Source organism: Streptomyces sp. NPDC007945 (assembly GCF_042958885.1).
In the GTDB taxonomy this organism is placed as follows: Bacteria; Actinomycetota; Actinomycetes; order Streptomycetales; family Streptomycetaceae; genus Streptomyces.
In genome coordinates this window covers 387,546-403,019 of record NZ_JBIBJV010000005.1, presented here as the reverse complement: position 1 = coordinate 403,019, position 15,474 = coordinate 387,546, and the positions used below count along the sequence as shown (strand labels likewise).

The following is a 15,474-nucleotide window of genomic DNA, read 5'->3' as shown; positions in this document are numbered from 1 at the left end:
GAGCGCCGCGGCGCCCTCGACGGCCGGCTCGGCCGCGGCGCCGGCGCCCGGCGGTTGCCACCGGCCCGCGTGGGACCGGCCGAACGGCGGATGTTCATCGACACCCCCGCCGCGTACGAGCAGGGTCCGGCCGACGCAGAACAATGACGGAAACGGGCCGCGGCCCTCCCACGGCGGGAGCCGAGGCCCCTCAGGGCAGGAAGAGGATGATGACTTCGAGCACCAAGGCGTTGACCCGGGAGTGGACCACGTGGGGGCCGGTGGTGGCCCTGCTTGCGCTGGTCTTCGCCTGGGGCCGCGACCTACCGGGCCTCGCCGTGGGCCTCGTCGCGCTCTGCCTCGCCGCCGCGGTCCTCGCCGCCGTCCACCACGCCGAGGTCATCGCCCACCGGGTCGGCGAACCCTTCGGCTCGCTCGTCCTCGCGGTCGCCGTCACCGTCATTGAGGTCGGACTCATCGTCAGCCTGATGGCCGGCGGCGGCGAGAAGACCGCCACCTACGCCCGAGACACCGTCTTCGCCGCCGTCATGATCACCTGCAACGGCATCGTGGGCCTCGCGCTGCTCGTCGCCGCGCTCCGCAACCGGGTCGCGGTCTTCAACGCCGAGGGCTCCGGCGGCGCGCTCGCCACCGTCTGCACCCTCGCCACGATGACCCTGGTGCTCCCCACCTTCACCACCAGCCACCAGGGCCCCGAGTTCTCCGGTGCCCAGCTCGCCTTCGCCGCCATCGCCTCGATCGCCCTGTACGGCGTCTTCGTCGCCGTCCAGACGGTCCGGCACCGCGACTACTTCCTCCCCGTCCCCGTCGAGGGCAAGGAGTCCTCGGACGAGGAGCACGCCGCGCCGCCGACCAAGGCCGTCACCGCCGCCAGCCTCGGCCTGCTCCTCGTCGCGCTGGTGGCCGTCGTCGGCAACGCCAAGGTGATCTCCCCGACCATCGAGAACGGCGTCCAGTCCGCCGGCCTGCCCAAGGCCGTCGTCGGTGTCGTCATCGCCCTCATGGTCCTGCTGCCGGAGACGCTCGCCGCCGTGCGCGCCGCCCGCCGCGACCGCGTGCAGACCAGCCTCAACCTCGCCTACGGCTCCGCGATCGCCAGCATCGGCCTCACCATCCCGGCGATCGCGCTCGCCTCCATCTGGCTGTCCGGGCCCCTGCTGCTCGGCCTGGGCCCCCTCCACATGGTCCTGCTCGCCCTCACCGGGGTGGTGAGCGCCCTGACCGTGGTGCCCGGACGGGCCACCCTCCTCCAGGGCGGCGTCCACCTCGCGATCTTCGCCGCCTTCGTCTTCCTGTCGTTCAGCCCCTGACGGGCGTCACCTCCCGCTGACCCGCACCACCCTGAGCGCGGGCGAGCGCAGGATGTCCCTCTCGCAGAACCGGGAGGTCACCCAGCGCTCGCCCGCGTACAGCCGCGTCTGGTCGGCGTGGTGCGGCGAGGCCGGGTTCGAGGACTGGGAGTACGCGAGCAGGGTGCGGGCCACCGGGCACCGCCCGCCGTCCCAGCCGACCGCCTGCACGTGGCTCGTGCCGTGCGCGACCTCGACGTAGCCGCCGCCCGCCGCGTTCCACACCGCCTCCGTCTTGTTCCAGACGCCCAGCGACTCCGTCCCGCCGCTCACCGGGATCCGTTCCCCGCCGCGGACGACGAACTGGTGGTCCCGCAGCGGCGCGTCCAGCGCGATCCCCGCCGTACGCAGCTCCGCCACCGCGTCCGCGAGGGCCGTCGCGAAACCGGCCGCTCCGGTGTCGAGCCCGCGCGGGGTCCGCACCGGGTCCGCCGCCGAGAACGGCACCTTCCACTGCCGGGCCGCCGGCACCGCGGCCGTGAACCTCCGCCAGAACCGGTCGAAGAGCAGCGCGCCCCGGCTGTCCGAGTCCATCGTGCGGTCCCAGGCCGCCAGCACCCGGCACGCCTCCGGCTCCGCCGGCAGCGCCGCCGGGCAGGCCGCGACCACGTCCGCCGCCGCCAGGTCCGCGGCCGGCACCCGGTTGGCGAACTGCTGCCGCTGGAGGTCCGCCACGGTCAGCCCGCCCCGGGCCGCCATCCCCGCCACGTCCTCGATCCCGCCCCGGGTGCGCAGCGAACGCGGCGTGGCGAGCGTCCCGAAGACCCGCTCGTACCCGGTCAGCGGCCGGTCCGCGTTGGTCAGCCACGCGCTGTCGTTCGAGTTCACCGCGTACGGCGCGTCCCGGAGCACCGGCATCCGCGACGGGCCGAAGATCCCCGGCTGCACCGCGTCCCGGTCCGAGCCGAGCGCGCACTCCGTCCGCGAGCCGTCGAGGACGGCGACGCCCGACGCCGGGTAGACGACCCGGCCGAGCGGGGTGGAGCAGCGCTCCGCCAGCTCGTCGGTGATCCGGGGCAGCACCTGCGACTGGCCGAAGTAGCTGTGCCCGGCGGAGTCCGCGGCGATGGTGTTCACCCACGGCAGCCCCTGGGTGCGGCGCAGCGTCTCCGCGACGTCCCGGGTGGAGCGGGCCCTGGCGAAGCCGAGCGCGGTGTCGGAGCCGCGCAGGTTGGCCGCGTTCGGGTCGTTGAGCGCGTACGCGGTGGTCGTCGTCCACGGCAGCGGCAGGCCCGCGCCGAGCCCGTCGGTGACCGGGCCGTACCGGGTCCACCACTGGGTACGGGTCACCGGCGTGCCGTCCCGGTCCGCGACCGTCACCGTGCGCGCGGTCATGCGTTCCGGCTTCCCGTCCACCAGGTACGCGGTCGGGTCGCCGGGCACCAGCCTCAACTGGTGGAGGTTCATGGGCACACCGGTGGCGACGGTGTGGCTCCAGGCCACCTTGTCGTTGAAGCCGATGTTGACGACGGTCGTGCCGAGCAGCGAGGCGCCGGAGACGTTCAGCTCGCCGGGGATGGTCTGCTGCGACTGCCAGAAGCGGCGGCCGCCCTGCCACGGGTAGTGCGGATTGCCGAGCAGCAGCCCCCGCCCGTTCGCCGTCGTCGCGCCCGAGAACGCGACCGCGTTCGACCCCATGGTGGCGTTCTCGGGGGCGAACAGGGCCCGCGCCGCCTCCGCCGTACGCTCCGGGTCGACGTCGCCCTGCCGCGTCCCCGCGGCGGGCGCGGCAGGCGGGCGGGCCGCCGTGATGCCGTCGACCGCCCGGCCCTGACCGCCGAGCACCGAGACGGCGAAGCCCCGCCGGGCCACGTCCAGGGCCGTCACCGGCCGGACCCAGGCGGCGCCCGCGCACGCCGGGTCCGTGACCCGGTTCTTCCGCAGCCAGGCGTTGTACCCGGCCGCCCACCCGCGCATCAGCTCCTTCAGCTCCCGGCTGGGACCCGCGGGGGCCGGGGTGCGCAGCAGCGCCTCGACCGTGCCGGCCTCCTCGACGCCCCGAAAGTACAGGTCGCTGGAGAGGTTCGAGGTGGCGGAGGAGAGCGAGCCGTCCGGCGCGCCCGCGGCCCCGAAGTGGCGGGAGCGCTCGCCGTTCACGGTCAGGAAGCCGTCGGCGAGCACGCACACCTGGTCGGCGGCCTGCGCCCAGCCGGTGCCGAAGCCCAGGCCGGCGTAGTCGTCGGCGAGGATGTGCGGCACGCCGTACTCGGTGTACCGGATGACGGCGCTCAGCCCGCGGTCGGACGGCCGGTGCTCGCCGCCCCGTCCGCCCGGATCGGCCGCTGCCGCTCCGGGCAGCAGGCCCGCGGTGACGGCGGCGAGCGCGGCGCCCACCAGCGCCAGACGTCCCCGGGAACGGCGGTCGAAGAAGCTGCTGTCGCGCAAGGATCCCTCCCAACGAGCACGTGGCCGGAGCCGGTTGGGCCATCCAGTCAGCAAGCGCCCGTGCTGTCAACATCCCGTTCGGTATCCGAGGCGGGGAGGCGCGGCCCCCAGCTCGCCGTCGGACCGCGGTACTTGACCGGCCGCACCGCCGCGCCGAGGATCCAGCCATGGAACGAGGACTCCTCACCCGCACCGTCGACGGCGTGCTGAGCGCCAGCGCCGCGCGCGTCCCCGGCCGGACCGCGCTGCGCTACGCGGACCGCGCCTGGACCTACGCCGAGCTGGACGCCGCCGTCTCCACCGCCGCCGCCGTGCTGCGCCGCGAGCCGGGGCTGGTGCCGGGCGCCCGGGTCGCCACGTACGGCCACAACTCCGACGCGTATCTGATCGCCTTCCTGGCCTGCGCCCGCGCCGGCCTCGTCCACGTCCCCGTGAACCATCACCTGACCGGCGACGACCTCGGTTACGTCCTGGACCAGTCCGGGAGCTCCCTCGTCCTCGCCGATCCCGGGCTCGCCGAGCGGATCCCCGCCGGCGTGCGGGTCAGGGCGCTGCGGGACGCGCCCGGCTCGCTCCTCGACGCGCTCGCGGCACCGGAGCCGTACGACTCCGACAGCGACCCCCGCGACCTCGTGCAGCTGCTCTACACCTCGGGGACCACGGCCCTCCCCAAGGGCGCGATGATGACCCACCGGGCGCTGGTCCACGAGTACGAGAGCGCGATCGAGGCGCTCGGCCTGGCCGAGGACGACCTGCCCGTGCACGCGCTGCCGCTGTACCACTCGGCCCAGACGCACGTCTTCCTGCTGCCCTACCTGGCGGTCGGCGCGGAGAACACCCTCCTCGAAGGGCCCGACCCGGAGGCCCTGTTCGGGCTCGTCGAGGCGGGGCGCGCGGACAGCCTCTTCGCCCCGCCGACGGTGTGGATCGCGCTCGCCGGCCACCCCGGCTTCGAGCGGCGGGAGCTGTCCGGGCTGCGCAAGGCGTACTATGGCGCCTCGATCATGCCCGTGCCCGTCCTGGAGCGGCTGCGCGCGCGCCTTCCCGGCCTGGCCTTCTACAACTGCTTCGGCCAGTCGGAGATCGGCCCGCTCGCCACCGTCCTCGGACCCGACGAGCACGAGGGGCGGATGGACTCCTGCGGACGGCCCGTCCGGCACGTCGAGGCCAGGGTCGTCGACGAGGACGGCGCGGACGTCCCCGACGGCACCCCCGGCGAGATCGTCTACCGCTCCCCGCAGCTCTGCGAGGGCTACTGGGCCAAGCCCGAGGAGACCGCCGCCGCCTTCCGCGACGGCTGGTTCCGCTCCGGCGACCTCGCCGTCCGCGACGCCGAGGGCTATCTGACCATCGTCGACCGGGTGAAGGACGTCATCAACTCCGGCGGGGTGCTGGTCGCCTCCCGCCAGGTCGAGGACGCCCTCTACACGCACCCGGCGGTCGCCGAGACGGCCGTGATCGGCCTTCCCGACGACCGCTGGATCGAGGCGGTCACCGCCGTGGTCGTCCCGCGCGGCGAGGTCACCGAAGCGGAACTCCTCGCCCACGCCCGCGACCGCCTCTCCTCCTTCAAGGCCCCCAAGCGGATCGTCTTCACCGACGCCCTGCCGCGCAACGCCAGCGGCAAGATCCTCAAGCGGGAGCTGCGCGACCGTCACGCGGGGACCTGACCGGGCCGGTTCAGCGCCGGCGCAGCACCTCGGCGGCGCGGGAGAAGCCGTCCGTGCCGTGGCCGAGCGCCACGGTGCGGCGGGCCAGGCCCTCGACGGCGCGCATCACGCCCGAGTCGATGGCGTGGTCCTCGGCGGCGTGCACGATGTGCGCCATCGTCGACACCGCCGACGTCACCGGGTTGATCGCACCGGAGTAGGTGCCGTCCTGCACGTCCCCGGCCAGCTCCTCGAAGAGCGGCGGCAGGATCTGCGCGATGCCCACCGCGAACGGGGCGAGCTCGCGCGGGGTGATGCCCTCCGCGTCCGCGAGGGCGAGGGCGTGCACGTACCCGGCCATCGACGTCCAGAAGATGTCGAGCAGCGCGATGTCGAAGGCCGCCGCGCGGGAGACCTCGTCGCCGAGGTGGGTGTGGGTGCCGCCGAGCGCGTCGAGGACCGCGCGGTGCTCCCCGTACGTGTCGGACGGGCCGCTGAAGAGGAACACGCCGGCGGGCGAGCCGATCGTGACGGCCGGCGTCATGATGGCGCCGTCGAGGTAGTGGATGCCGTGCTCGCCGGCCCACGCCCCGGTGTCCCGGGCGCGGCCGGGGGTGTCGGCGGAGAGGTTGACCAGGACGCGGCCCTTGAGGGCGTCCGTGACGGCGTCCTGCCGCAGCACGGCGTCCGTGGCGTCGTAGTTGACCATGCAGATCACGGTCACCGGGCTCGCCGCGACCGCCTCGGCGGCGCTGGCCGCGACGGTGGCGCCGCGCTCGACCAGGTCGCCTTCCCGGCCGGGCGTACGGTTCCACACCGTGGTGCGGACTCCGCCCGCGAGGAAGGCGCCGGCCAGGGCGCGACCCATCGGGCCGAGCCCGAGGACGGTGACGGCGGACTGCTGGGGGGTGGACTCCGGGGTGGCGGACATGCGGGAACTCCTGTGCAGTGAAAACGGAATAAGGTGGGGTGGGGCGACGCGGCGCGGCAGGCAGGCCGCGCACGAATGCGAGAGGGACGAGATGGCGCGCATCGGTCTCGACGACCACGAGGGGATCTGCGGCGTGGCCGCCGCGATCTCGGTGATCGACGGCAAATGGAAGACCACGCTGCTGTGGCTGCTCGAATCGGGCCCGCACCGGCCCGGCGAACTGCGCCGGAAGGTGCCGCGGCTCAGCGAGAAGGTGCTGACCCAGGCCCTGCGCGAGATGGAGGAGGACGGGATCGTGCACCGCGAGACGCACGATGTCGTGCCGCTCAAGACCGTCTACTCGCTGACCGAGCAGGGTCTCGCGCTGTCGAGGGTGCTGGCCCCGCTGTCCGACTGGGGCCACGGACACCTCGACTGGCTGGCCGAGGCGCGACGCGCCGCCTCCTGACTCACTCCCTCCGGATCCGTGAGGCGCCGTCCCTGTGGACGTCCCCACTCTCTCCCGGAGGCCGGACGACGACAAGTACCCACAAAAAAGTGGGTATCCGGTGGCCGTCCGGCGCTGGTCGCTCAGCCCTTCCGCAGGTCCACGATCCGCTTCAGCTTGCCGACCGACCGCTCCAGCGTCTCGGGGTCGACCACCTCGACCCCGACCGAGACGCCGATGCCGTCCTTCACCGCCGCCGCGATCGCCCGCGCCGCCTCCGCGCGGGCCCCGGGCGTCGCGTCGGCGCGGGCCTCGGCGCGTACGGTGAGGGCGTCGAGACGGCCCTCGCGGGTGAGGCGGAGCTGGAAGTGCGGGGCGACGGCGGGGGTGCGGAGCACGATCTCCTCGATCTGGGTGGGGAAGAGGTTCACCCCGCGCAGGATGATCATGTCGTCGCTGCGGCCGGTCACCTTCTCCATCCGCCGGAACGCGGGCCGCGCGGTGCCGGGAAGCAGCCGGGTCAGGTCCCGGGTGCGGTAGCGGACGACCGGCATGGCCTCCTTGGTGAGCGAGGTGAAGACCAGCTCGCCCTCCTCGCCGTCCGGCAGCACCTCGCCGGTGACCGGGTCCACGATCTCGGGATAGAAGTGGTCCTCCCAGATGTGGAGTCCGTCCTTGGTCTCCACGCACTCCTGCGCCACGCCCGGCCCCATCACCTCCGACAGGCCGTAGATGTCGACCGCGTCGATCGCGAACCGCTCCTCGATCTCCGCGCGCATCGCCTCCGTCCACGGCTCCGCCCCGAAGACGCCCACCTTCAGCGAGGTCGAGCGCGGGTCCACGCCCTGCCGCTCGAACTCGTCGAGCAGTGTCAGCATGTAACTGGGCGTCACCATGATGATCTCGGGCTCGAAGTCCTGGATCAGCCTGACCTGGCGCGCCGTCATGCCGCCGGAGGCCGGGATCACCGTGCAGCCGAGGTGCTCCGCCCCGTAGTGCGCGCCGAGGCCGCCGGTGAACAGACCGTAGCCGTACGCCACATGGACCCGGTCGCCGGGGCGGGCGCCGGCCGCGCGCAGCGAGCGCGCCACCACCTCGGCCCACACGTCCAGGTCGCCCTCCGTGTATCCGACCACCGTCGGCAGGCCGGTGGTGCCGCTGGAGGCGTGGATCCGGCGGATCCGCGACCGGTCGACGGCGAACATCCCGAAGGGGTAGTGCTCGCGCAGGTCCGCCTTGGTGGTGAAGGGGAAGCGGGCCAGGTCGGCGAGGGAGCGGCAGTCGTCGGGGTGCACCCCGGCCGCGTCGAAGGCACGCCGGTGGAAGTCCACGTGAGCGTACGCGTGCCGCAGCGTGGCCCGCAGCCGCTCCAGCTGGAGCGCCGCCAGCTCCTCGCGCCCCAGCCGCTCGCCGCCGTCCGGCAGTTCCCTCATGCGCCGCCACTCCTCCGCGCTCGCCCGGCCGGCCGACGCGCGCACCCACCCCACGCGAAAACGGACGACCGATCATTCGGTAGATACGTGTGGGGGCCAGTAAAACGTCCCCGGGGAGGGGTTTGGCAAGGGTACGGCGCCACTTTCCGCACGGCCAGGGCCCGCGTTTCCGCATGGCCGAGGTCTCCCGCTTCCGCGGGGCCGGTCCCTCGCTTCCGCGCCGCCGGGGTCCCTCCTCCGCACGGCCGGGTGCCCCGCTTCCACGCCGCCGGCCCCCCGCTCCCGCGCCGCCCGGTCGACGCGAGTGGGCGTGCCGCCATCACCCCATGGGGTGGGTTCCCGCGGGCGTACGCATACGGGCCGGAGGCCCCGGGGACCCGTGGGACCAGCCGGGGCCCCGCGGCCCCGCACCCCGCCGGCCGCGCCAGGACCGGCGGGCCCGCCCGCGCGCCCGGACGAAAGCGACCCCCATGCCCGTACCGCACCCGCCCGCCCCCACCGGGGTGACGCCGTGACCACCACCGCCCCCGACACCGCCGACACCCCCCAGGTGCACTTCTGGGCCGTACCCGACCTCACCGGGCTCGACTTCGATCCGATGCTCGCGAAGCTCCTCCACGAGGACCCGGTCACCCGGGTGCGTCTTCCGCACGGCGAGGGCCACGCCTGGCTCGTCACCCGCTACGAGGACGTCAAGTTCGTCAGCGTCGACCCCCGCTTCAGCCGGCAGGCCGTCTGGGGCCGCCAGGTCACCCGCCTCGCCCCCCACTTCATCCCCATGGCCGACGCCGTCGGCTTTGCCGACCCGCCGGACCACACCCGGATGCGCCGCGTCGTCGCCCGCGCCTTCAGCCCCCGCGCGCTGCGCTCGCTGCGCGACCACGCCCAGACCGTCATGGACGGCCTGCTCGACCGGATGGCGGAACAGGGCCCGCCCGTCGACCTCATGGAGGCGCTCAACCGGCCCTTCCCGCTCGCCATGGTGAGCGAGCTCATGGGTGTCCGCGACACGGACCAGGCCCTCATGGCCCACTGGTCCGACACCATCATCTCGGCCGCCGCGGGACGCGAGGCCAGCGAGCGGGCCAAGGAGGAGATGGGCCGCTACTTCACCGACCTCATCGCGGGCGACCACGCGACCGACAACGACCAGCTGGCGGCCGTCCTCGCCGAGGCCGTCGCCGACGGCACCCTCACCGAGGAGGAGGCCGTCGGCCTCGCCGTCCTCATCCAGATCGGCGGCGCCCACGCCGTTCGCAACAACAGCGCCAACATGGTCTACGCGCTGCTCACCCACCCCGAGCACCTGGCCAGACTCCGCGCCGAGCCCGCGCTGATCCCGCAGGCCGTCGACGAACTGCTCCGGTACATCCCGCACCGCAACGCCGTCGGCCTCTCCCGGATCGCCCTGGAGGACGTCGAGGTCGGCGGGGTCCGCATCCCGGCCGGCGACCCCGTCTACGTCTCGTACCTGACGGCCAACCGCGACCCGGAGGTCTTCGCCGAGCCCGACCGGCTCGACTTCGACCGCGCCCACAACCCGCACGTCGCCTTCGGCCACGGCCCGCACTACTGCCCCGGCGCCACCCTCGCCCGCATGGAGTCCGAGATCCTCCTCGGCTCCCTGTGGACCCGCTTCCCCGGCCTGCGGCTCGCCGTCCCGGAGGAGGAGCTCCGCTGGCAGCGCGGCGCGCTCATCCGGGGCCCCGAGACCCTGCCCGTGACGTGGTGACGGAAGGAGCGCTCCAGTGACCGTCACTGCCATCGGATCCGCCGGCGGCCTCGTCGTCCCGCCCGGACACGGCCGGACCCTCGCCACCGCCGCCCAGCACGTCACCTTCAAGGTGACCGGCGAGCACTCCCGTACGGCCTCCACCTTCGAGGTCGTCGTCCCGCCCGGCTTCGACGTCGGGGCCCACGCCCACGGCCGGAGCGAGGAGTTGTTCTACCTCCTCGAAGGCGAACTCGACGTCCTCGCCTTCGAACCGCTCGTGCGCACCCCCGACAGCTGGCGGTCATGGGAGTCGGCCTCGGGCGAGCGGGTGGTACGCGCCACCCCGGGCACCCTCATCCTCGTGCCGCCCGGCTGCCCGCACGCCTTCGCCAACCCGACGGGCGCCCCGGCCCGCATGCTGTTCCAGGCGTCCCCACCGCCCGACCACGAGCGCTACTTCGAGGAGCTGATGGAGATCCTCGCGGAGGCGGGCGACGGCCGCGAGGTCGACCACGCCGCCATCGCACGGCTCCGCGTCCGCTACGACATCGACCAGATCACCCCGCTGCGGCACGAGGGAGGCCACTGAGCCGCCGACCGGTGGCAGCCGGGGGGCCCTGGAGCACCCGCGGCGAGGGAGGTGCCCGAAAAGGCGTTGCCCGCCGACCGGCCGCGCCCTTGAATGGCCGCGATGAACCACGCACCCGACCTCCTCGCCCGGTACGACGACCAGTTGCGGCGGGCGGCGCGGCCCGACGGCCCCGGCTGCCGCATCGAGCGCGCCGGCGCCGTCGTCCGCCAGACCGGACCCGCCCACGCCTGGAACGGCGTCCTCTGGTCCGGGCTCGACGACCGGACCGCCGACGCGGCCATCGCCGCCCAGCTCGCCCACTACCGCGCGGAGGGCGTGCCCTTCGAGTGGAAGCTGTACGGCCACGACGGGCCCCCGGACCTCGGCGCACGGCTCCTGGCCGCCGGCTTCCGGGCCGAGGAACCGGAGACGCTGCTCGTCGCGGAGGCGTCCGCGCAGGGCGGCCCCGTCGACCTGCCGGACGGCGTCGAACTCCACGACGTCACCGACCCGGAGGGCGTACGCCAGGTCGTCGAGGTCCACGAACGGGCCTTCGGCACCGACAGCTCCGACCTTGGCCGGCGCCTCCTGGACCGGCTCGCCGCCGACCCCGGCACCGTCACCGCCGTCCTCGCCCTCGCCGACGGGGTCCCGGTCAGCGCGGCCCGCCTGGAGCTCTACCCGAGCACTGACTTCGCCGGCCTGTGGGGCGGCGGCACCGTCGAGGAGTGGCGCGGCCGGGGCCTCTACCGCGCCCTCGTCGCCCACCGCGCCCGCGTCGCCGCCGCCCACGGGCACCGCTGGCTCCAGGTCGACGCCGCCCCCACCAGCCGCCCGATCCTCCAGCGCCTCGGCTTCGTCCCGCTCACCACGACCACTCCGTACGTGCACGACTGAGGCGCTCGCGGGCCGAGGCGCCGTCAGGACGCCCCGCGGACGGCGGTCACGGCCAGGCCCGGCGCAGCCCGGCGCGGTCGCCGCGCGGACCGCTCGGTGCGGCCCGCTCGGTGCGGCCCGCGACCCGGGAGGCCGGGCCGGCGCCGGGTGGCTCAGGCCGCCGTCCAGTGGGCCGGGCGGTCGAAGCCGTCCGGGAGGACGGTCCTGGCGTCGCCGCGCGCCGCGTTCAGCTGGGGCTGGGTGAGGAAGAGGGCGTCCGTCAGGACCGCCCCGGACAGGTCCGCGTCCCGCAGGTCGGCGCCGATCAGGTCCGCCAGGGTGAGGTCCGCGCCCGTCAGGTCGGCGGCGATCAGCAGCGCGCCCCGCAGGTCCGTGCCCCGCAGCTTCGCCCCGCGCAGCCGCTTGCCGATGAGGTCCGCGCCCCGCCGGCCGCGCGGCTTGCCGCCCGCCGTGGCACGGACGAGCTCGCTCGTCCGCAGCAGCAGCGGATTGACCTCGGCCCGCACCGGGCCGACGTCCAGGCCCTCGAGCTCGGCCGCGGGCAGCGCCGTCAGCGCCTCGACCCGGGCGAGCGCCGTCCGCAGCTCGCCGTGGACCCGGCGGGCGGCGGGCCGCTCCAGGGCCTCCGTGAGGTAGCGGAGCAGTTCGTGGAGCTGCCGCATCACCGGGAAGACCTCGTACATCCGGCGGGCGGTCTCCGGGGCCTCCCGCCAGGACACGCCGCCGAAGGTCACCTGGGAGACCCGCTGACCCGCGCCGAAGCAGTCGTACACCGTGCACCCCTGGAAACCGCTCGGCCGCAGCCGGGTGTGGATCCCGCACCTGAAGTCGTCCTGGAGGTTGCGGCAGGGGTCGCCGGCGGACTTGTTCGCGGCGAAGTCGGCGGACTTGGCGAACGGCAGGGCCACACAGCACAGGCCGAAGCACTGCGCGCAGTCGCCGCGCAGGGCGGATTCCCGGGTGTCGGGCACGGTGGAACGATTCCTTAGCAGCTGGAGAGACGGTCATCCCACCGTATCGCGCCCGTACGGGCCCTCCCGTGGCCGTGCCGGCCGTACGCCCGGTCCGCGGCCGCCCGTGCCGTCAGGGCTGTCGGCCGGCGGCGCCCCCGAGCATGGCCGGGCCGGGGCCCGCGCCCTCGCTCGCGTTCGCGGCCGTCGCCACCGCCTTCGCCCAGCGGTAGTCCGCCTTCCCGCTCGGGGAGCGCTGGATGCGGTCGGTGAGGACGAGCCGGCGGGGCACCTTGTAGCCGGCGAGGTGGCGGCGGCAGTGGTCCTGGACGGCCGCCGGGCCCAGCGGGGCCGAGCCCTCGCGCTGCCGGACGACGGCGACCACATGGTTGCCCCAGGTCGCGTCCGGGACGCCCGCGACCAGCGCGTCGTACACGTCGGGGTGCGACTTGAGGGCCTGCTCGACCTCCTCCGGGTAGACCTTCTCGCCCCCGGTGTTGATGCACTGGGAGCCGCGGCCGCGGACGGTCACCACCCCGTCCGCGTCGACCGTGGGCACGTGCCCGCGCTGGGCGAGGCGGCCGACCGCGCCGACGGCGACGGGTTCGAGGGTGACCTGGTCGACGACCTGGGTCCGCTCGTTGACGTCCAGCCGGAAGTCCTTCTCGGGGCCGGCGTCGTCGGTGGCCCGGCCGTTCGATCCGGACTCGGTGGAACCGAAGTTGGCCGCCCTCCAGGTGCGGGGGGAGGCCGGCGAGCACCAGGTGGACGGTGCCCGCCGGGCCCTCGGCCACGCCTACGGCGGCGGCGCCCAGTTCTTCGCGATGTGGCTGGTGGGCGCCGAACCGCCGGCCGGCTGAGGCCGCCCGCGCATCCCGCGGTCGGTCAGGCGCGCAGGGCGTCCCGTACCCGCGTCGCCAGGGCCACCGGGTCGCCCTTGGGCGTCACCGGGTAGGAGTCCCGCCGCAGGTTCCAGGCGTTCTCCCAGGCGAACCAGTCGATCGCGGCCGGTGCCTGCCCGGTCACCAGCGCGTTCTCCAGCGAGTCCAGATAGGCCGACCAGCGGGGCGCGTAGAAGCCGGAGACGAGGCCCGACCACTCGCGGTTGGCGTAGTCGTGGAGTCCGGCCTCGCTGCCCGCCCGGTGGCCCCAGGTCGTGATCAGCGAGCGGGCGTCGAACTCCAGGACGGCCCGCTCCGCGTCGGAGCGCGCCCACGAGCGGGCGTTCTCCAGCCACGGTCCGAGCAGGAACCGCCGGTCGGTGGCGAGGACGGCGTCGAGGAGCGTCATGGACGCCCGCCACTCCGCCGCCCGCGCCCGGAACGCGGCCAGGTCCTTCGCCTCGTACGCCGCCTTGATCCGGGGCAGCAGCACCCGGCTGCGGTTGGTGAGCGCCTGCCGGGCCGTGTCGACGAGGTCGAAGCGGTACGCGTCGGTGGTCCGCAGTTCCGGCGCCACCTGCAACAGCTCGGTCAGCGCCCGTTCGACGGTCGCCGCGTCGTACCGCATCGACTTCGGCCCCCAGGAGGCCGAGGTGCGCACGGTGAGGCTCGGCCGGGCCGTGAAGAGGCTGTCCTGGGACTCGCTCCAGCCGTTCGACTTCGTGCCGTACGGGCCCTGCCGCAGCCACTCCCACGCCTTGGCGGCGTGCGGGTCGGGGGCGCCGTAGCGGCGGGCCGCGTACCGCGCGAACCAGTCGGCGTGGTCCACCGGCGCGTCCCGCCAGGCTAGTTCGGTGAAGAGGGTGAAGGCCACCGGGTTGGCGGCGGTGGCCTCGGGGAGGAAGGCGATTCCCGTCAGCGCGCTGTCCGGCTTCGTCCGCCACGCCTCGAAGCGGTCGGTCCACACCGAGGTGTTGGCGCCGATCGTCGTGTGGCCGCCGAAGTTGGGAATGGTGCCGTAGGCGTACGGCGTCCCGGACCAGGCGGTCTCCCGGTCCAGGCCGTCGTACCGGTCGGAGAGCCCGTCCACCACGAGCAGCCGGGACTTGTCGACGCCGGCGAGCAGCTCGGCCTTGGGGTTGCGCTGCCAGCCGAGCAGCACCCAGGTCGCGCCCGGCCGGGCCTCGTCGAGGGTTTCGAGGACCTTCGCGGCGGCCTCGCCGACCGGTACGTCCCCGGCGTTGCCGCCCTCGTGGAGGAGGTCCATCTTGTACATCGTGCTGGTGCCGAGCAGCCGCGCCTGGTGCCGGTAGAACGAGGAGGCGACGCGTGCGAAGAGCGGGCCGCGCGGATCGAGCCAGTCCGGCCGCGTGAAGCCGATCCACCGGCCCTGCGGCACCACCCGGCCGGTCGGGTTGCGCTCCGTGAAGCCCGGCGGCACCGTGCCGAAGTACCCCGGGAGGACGGGCGTCATGCCCAGCTCCCGCAGCCGGTCCACGATCCGCTTGCCGAGCGCGGCCCGGCGGGCGATCAGCTGTTCGGTGACGGGGCCGCCGAAGGAGGCCATGTTCTGCATCAGCCACCACGGCTGGTGCGCGGGCCCCGGGATCCACTCGCGCAGTTCGGCCCCCGTGTAGCCGAACTCCTGGAAGGCCGCGTGGTACGCGGCCTCCGCGCCCATCTGGACGAACACCTCGTTGACGCCGTGGAGGGCGAGGAGGTCGATCTGTCGTTCGAAGGCGTCCCAGTCGCGGTACGCCCCGGAGTAGCCGTCGTCCGTGTCGTTGAGGGCGAACCGGTGCGGCACCGACGCCGACCGGGTGATCGTGCCGGCGGGTCCCGGCAGCAGGTCGGGCAGCGCCGAGACGCTGTCCCCGGGTGCGCCGAGGTCCACGCCCACCGTGTAGGAGAGGTACCAGTGCACCCCGCGCAGCAGCACCGCGGGCGTCGTGCCGGTGACGACGATCCGCCCCGCCGAGCCCGACACGGTGAACCGGTCGCCGGAGGCGGCGCGGGGGGTCAGGGCCAGTTCGAACTGGCGCGCGTGCTTCGGCAGCAGCCGTACCAGTGCCGCCCGTGCCGCGCTCACCGAAAACGGCGCAGCGGCCGCCGCCCCCGCCGCCGGGGCCACGGGCGCGGCGGCCGCGGGATCCGCGGCCGCGGGCGTCGCGGCCGGCAGCGCGCTCAGCGCGGTGGCGCACAGGGCGAGGGAACACACCGAGCGGGCGGCCCAGGACCGCGCGCGGGAAATGGGAGGTCTCAAGTTCGGCTCATCCCCTCATCAGGA

11 protein-coding genes and 2 pseudogenes are annotated in these 15,474 nt (G+C 74.5%); 7 read left to right on the top strand and 6 right to left on the bottom strand.

The window, feature by feature from the left end:
* Nucleotides 1-209: 209 nt before the first annotated feature.
* Nucleotides 210-1,310, top strand: coding sequence for a calcium:proton antiporter (locus tag ACFZCF_RS18855; protein WP_388444511.1), 1,101 nt, complete (start codon nt 210-212; stop codon nt 1,308-1,310).
* A gap of 6 nt (nt 1,311-1,316) precedes the next feature.
* Here the strand turns inward: ACFZCF_RS18855 and ACFZCF_RS18850 are convergent, their stop codons facing one another.
* Nucleotides 1,317-3,734 carry a penicillin acylase family protein gene (locus tag ACFZCF_RS18850; RefSeq protein ID WP_391287385.1) on the bottom strand — a complete coding sequence of 806 codons (2,418 nt, stop codon included), beginning with the start codon at nt 3,732-3,734 and terminating at the stop codon, nt 1,317-1,319.
* 167 nt (nt 3,735-3,901) lie between these two features.
* Here ACFZCF_RS18850 and ACFZCF_RS18845 point away from each other — a divergent pair, with 167 nt between their 5' ends.
* Nucleotides 3,902-5,404 carry a fatty acyl-CoA synthetase gene (locus tag ACFZCF_RS18845; RefSeq protein ID WP_388444505.1) on the top strand — a complete coding sequence of 501 codons (1,503 nt, stop codon included), beginning with the start codon at nt 3,902-3,904 and terminating at the stop codon, nt 5,402-5,404.
* A 10-nt stretch (nt 5,405-5,414) separates the two neighbouring features.
* On the opposite strand, the gene ACFZCF_RS18840 is transcribed toward ACFZCF_RS18845, so the two are convergent.
* Nucleotides 5,415-6,314: an NAD(P)-dependent oxidoreductase gene (locus ACFZCF_RS18840; protein WP_388444502.1), complete on the bottom strand. Its 900-nt coding sequence runs from the start codon at nt 6,312-6,314 to the stop codon at nt 5,415-5,417.
* Nucleotides 6,315-6,405: 91 nt separating this feature from the next.
* Between ACFZCF_RS18840 and ACFZCF_RS18835 the strand changes: the two genes are divergently transcribed.
* Nucleotides 6,406-6,762 carry a helix-turn-helix domain-containing protein gene (locus ACFZCF_RS18835; protein WP_169094620.1) on the top strand — a complete coding sequence of 119 codons (357 nt, stop codon included), beginning with the start codon at nt 6,406-6,408 and terminating at the stop codon, nt 6,760-6,762.
* A 122-nt stretch (nt 6,763-6,884) separates the two neighbouring features.
* Here the strand turns inward: ACFZCF_RS18835 and paaK are convergent, their stop codons facing one another.
* The gene (gene paaK, locus ACFZCF_RS18830; protein ID WP_391287382.1) at nt 6,885-8,174 is read right to left on the bottom strand and encodes a phenylacetate--CoA ligase PaaK; all 1,290 of its coding nucleotides are present in this window, start codon (nt 8,172-8,174) and stop codon (nt 6,885-6,887) included.
* Nucleotides 8,175-8,685: 511 nt separating this feature from the next.
* Between paaK and ACFZCF_RS18825 the strand changes: the two genes are divergently transcribed.
* The 3 genes from ACFZCF_RS18825 to ACFZCF_RS18815 all read left to right on the top strand — a co-directional run bounded on the left by ACFZCF_RS18825 (nt 8,686) and on the right by ACFZCF_RS18815 (nt 11,356).
* Entirely contained in the window at nt 8,686-9,906 is a 1,221-nt protein-coding gene (locus tag ACFZCF_RS18825; protein WP_391287380.1) for a cytochrome P450, read from the top strand.
* A 16-nt stretch (nt 9,907-9,922) separates the two neighbouring features.
* Entirely contained in the window at nt 9,923-10,477 is a 555-nt protein-coding gene (locus ACFZCF_RS18820; protein ID WP_391287378.1) for a cupin domain-containing protein, read from the top strand.
* A gap of 102 nt (nt 10,478-10,579) precedes the next feature.
* Nucleotides 10,580-11,356: a GNAT family N-acetyltransferase gene (locus ACFZCF_RS18815; RefSeq protein ID WP_391287377.1), complete on the top strand. Its 777-nt coding sequence runs from the start codon at nt 10,580-10,582 to the stop codon at nt 11,354-11,356.
* Between the two features lie 152 nt (nt 11,357-11,508).
* On the opposite strand, the gene ACFZCF_RS18810 is transcribed toward ACFZCF_RS18815, so the two are convergent.
* Together ACFZCF_RS18810 and ACFZCF_RS18805 are read right to left on the bottom strand one after the other, a co-directional pair.
* Complete coding sequence (locus ACFZCF_RS18810; protein ID WP_388444488.1) at nt 11,509-12,327, bottom strand: pentapeptide repeat-containing protein; 819 nt, start codon at nt 12,325-12,327, stop codon at nt 11,509-11,511.
* A 112-nt stretch (nt 12,328-12,439) separates the two neighbouring features.
* Nucleotides 12,440-13,030, bottom strand: a pseudogene (locus tag ACFZCF_RS18805) (acyl-CoA synthetase); the annotation flags it as partial.
* 1 nt (nt 13,031) lies between these two features.
* Between ACFZCF_RS18805 and ACFZCF_RS18800 the strand changes: the two are divergent.
* Nucleotides 13,032-13,166: pseudogene (locus tag ACFZCF_RS18800) on the top strand (thiolase domain-containing protein); the annotation flags it as partial.
* Between the two features lie 25 nt (nt 13,167-13,191).
* Here ACFZCF_RS18800 and ACFZCF_RS18795 read toward each other — a convergent pair.
* On the bottom strand, nt 13,192-15,450 hold the full coding sequence (locus tag ACFZCF_RS18795) for an alpha-N-acetylglucosaminidase (protein WP_388444485.1): 2,259 nt from the start codon (nt 15,448-15,450) through the stop codon (nt 13,192-13,194).
* Between the last annotated feature and the right edge of the window lie 24 nt (nt 15,451-15,474).

Excerpts from the sequence above, each read along its gene's own strand:
- ACFZCF_RS18855 (WP_388444511.1), top strand. The coding sequence starts at position 210 with ATGACTTCGAGCACCAAGGCGTTGACCCGGGAGTGGACCACGTGGGGG.
- ACFZCF_RS18845 (WP_388444505.1), top strand. The coding sequence starts at position 3,902 with ATGGAACGAGGACTCCTCACCCGCACCGTCGACGGCGTGCTGAGCGCC.
- ACFZCF_RS18840 (WP_388444502.1), bottom strand. The coding sequence starts at position 6,314 with ATGTCCGCCACCCCGGAGTCCACCCCCCAGCAGTCCGCCGTCACCGTC.
- ACFZCF_RS18835 (WP_169094620.1), top strand. The coding sequence starts at position 6,406 with ATGGCGCGCATCGGTCTCGACGACCACGAGGGGATCTGCGGCGTGGCC.
- paaK (WP_391287382.1), bottom strand. The coding sequence starts at position 8,174 with ATGAGGGAACTGCCGGACGGCGGCGAGCGGCTGGGGCGCGAGGAGCTG.
- ACFZCF_RS18815 (WP_391287377.1), top strand. The coding sequence starts at position 10,580 with ATGAACCACGCACCCGACCTCCTCGCCCGGTACGACGACCAGTTGCGG.